Genomic DNA, 2,229 nt, shown 5'->3' with positions numbered 1-2,229 from the left:
ATTGTATTGAATAAGATCGATCTGGTAACTGAGGATCAGCTTATTGCTTGCAGGGAACTTACTGCATCCTGGAATGGCCATGCTGCTGTTGTTGAGACTGTGCGCTGCGACTTCGATCTGGTTGCAGTGTGGGCCTTAAGCGCCAACATAAGCGAAGACCATGCTCGTAGTGAGCATGGTCCTGATCGTCACGAACACCGACATGACGAGGGAAAAGGCCATCATCATACACACAACCATGTGATGGCGTATACGCATTATATGGACAAGCCAATTGACAGCGAACGCTTCGAACAGTTGATGAACGACATGCCTGAGGATGTCTATCGAGCCAAAGGAATATTGACTTTCACAGATACATCTGCCCGATTCATGTTCCAATACGCTTACAGGCAGCTTGATTTCATGAAGATCATGCCGCAACGGGAAGTACCCGATGTAGCTGTATTCATCGGCGAGCATTTCGATGCGGAGCTGTTAAAGCGTAAGCTGGAGGAGCTGTAAGACGTAGATAGCAATGATCAGAATTCAGTCAACAATGGGAACCTAGGGTGAGAGCACGGAATTTCGCTTTCATCTGGGGATCGGCATCTAGCGATTCCAGCAGCTCTTCAGCACGATTAAGGAATAAGGTTTGGATGATGTTCGAATATTCGATGCACCCGGATTGCTCGATGTAGGTCATGCAGGCCATCTTATGCAGCAGGAATTGATCTCGATCGATGCGTCCTTCGTAATAGTCGCGGAACGGACCGAAGATGTCTTCCTCGTCAGCCAGTAGGTACAACACAGGCAATGTCTTCTTCTTCTGAAGCAGATCATTCTTCAAATCCCATCGTGTAATGTCACGTACATCGTTGCRGATTTGACTGATGATGCCGATCGTCTCAGCGAACTCATCCATGCGCTCCCTTACAGCTGGGTTGGACATGCCGGCGGCGGAATATCCGATATAACAGGCAAGCTTCAGTAAGGAGCCAGACTTCTGGTGGATCATTGTAATATAATCTTGTTCCGTGTGAACTGTGTTACTTATGTCTTGATGTTGTCCTTGTATGGCTATGGAAATCATGTTGCTGACGATCTGCAAATCTATTATACCGTGGCCCCCATTGTTCTGAATTTCCGCATTTACCCTGGTTAGCTCGCCTATGGAAGCAAATACAAGGGAGAGTACGGTATTCAAGGCATAGGGTGCACCACAGAGCATCCACGGCATCTCCGGGTTATCGCCATCCTGCAGGTCATCCACAACGTCGAGCGCCAATAACAGCATTTCTGTTACAGCAGCCGCTTCTTCGATCATAGCATGGGAGCCCCCGAACAAATCGTGTGTTGCCTTAGTCAGCTCTCCCCAAATGGACTGTTCCTTGTCCTTCTGTTGGAAAAATTGTTTGAGCAGTCCATTCAGCTCGCTATCTGACGTATATCGGTCTGCTACCCGGTCCAGTACCCGTATCGTTTCCGCAATCATTCCTTAATCTCCTTTACCTGTATGAACGTAATAGTCGCTCTGAACGAATTTCTCAATCGCTTGGATACGGGACTGGACGCCGAGCTTCTGATATATTTTCTTCAAATAATTGTCGACAGATCGTTTGCTGATGTGGATCTGCGCGGCGATCTGTTCATGCGTCTCACCCTTCACTAGCATAGACATAATCTGCACTTCGTCAGGTGTCAGCACCACCTCTACTGATGGTTTCTTCGAAACTTTCCTTAATTGATGGAATAGGGACAAGGGGATCATCGTATGGTTGTTCATGATACAGTGTACGAGCTGAATAATTGTTCGCTCACTGGATTCCTTGGACAAGATGCCGCTGACTTGCAGTTCCAGAAAATTGTTCATGAGATCATTGATATCTTTTCCGGTGAAGATGACGATATGTACGTGTGGGAAGTCTCGCTTGATCTCTGCAGCGATTTCTGTTCCGAATTGATCGGGCAATTGATAGTCGAGGAATATAATGTCAGGACTGTGAGTTCGAATGGCATCAATGCAAAGAAGTGCACTTCCTACGACACCGACTACTTCGATGTTCTCAATCTGCTCCAGCAGTTGTTTGGTAGCTTGTGCAAACAAAGGGTGATCATCCACAACAAGCACCTTCATTGTATTGCTCACGTAGATTCACCTCTTCGAATGTGGATGATTCACGAACAAATCGTGTGACAATAAAGGGAATTATTGGATTAATAACAGTGTAGCGTAATCAAACCTTATAT

At 46.5% G+C, this 2,229-nt stretch carries 3 protein-coding genes; 1 reads left to right on the top strand and 2 read right to left on the bottom strand.

Going from position 1 to position 2,229, the window contains the following annotated elements:
• Positions 1-504 (top strand): GTP-binding protein (locus AC1DWB_RS33880; RefSeq protein ID WP_477545473.1); only part of this gene is annotated, 504 nt, incomplete at its 5' end.
• Positions 505-532: 28 nt separating this feature from the next.
• On the opposite strand, the gene AC1DWB_RS33875 is transcribed toward AC1DWB_RS33880, so the two are convergent.
• Together AC1DWB_RS33875 and AC1DWB_RS33870 are read right to left on the bottom strand one after the other, a co-directional pair.
• Entirely contained in the window at positions 533-1,474 is a 942-nt protein-coding gene (locus AC1DWB_RS33875; protein ID WP_477545472.1) for a polyprenyl synthetase family protein, read from the bottom strand.
• Positions 1,475-1,477: 3 nt separating this feature from the next.
• Complete coding sequence (locus AC1DWB_RS33870; RefSeq protein ID WP_477545471.1) at positions 1,478-2,128, bottom strand: response regulator; 651 nt, start codon at positions 2,126-2,128, stop codon at positions 1,478-1,480.
• Between the last annotated feature and the right edge of the window lie 101 nt (positions 2,129-2,229).

This window comes from Paenibacillus sp. P4_E11 (genome assembly GCF_056401635.1).
The sequence above is the reverse complement of the archived record's forward strand: the minus strand, read 5'-3'. Positions and strand labels throughout refer to the sequence as shown.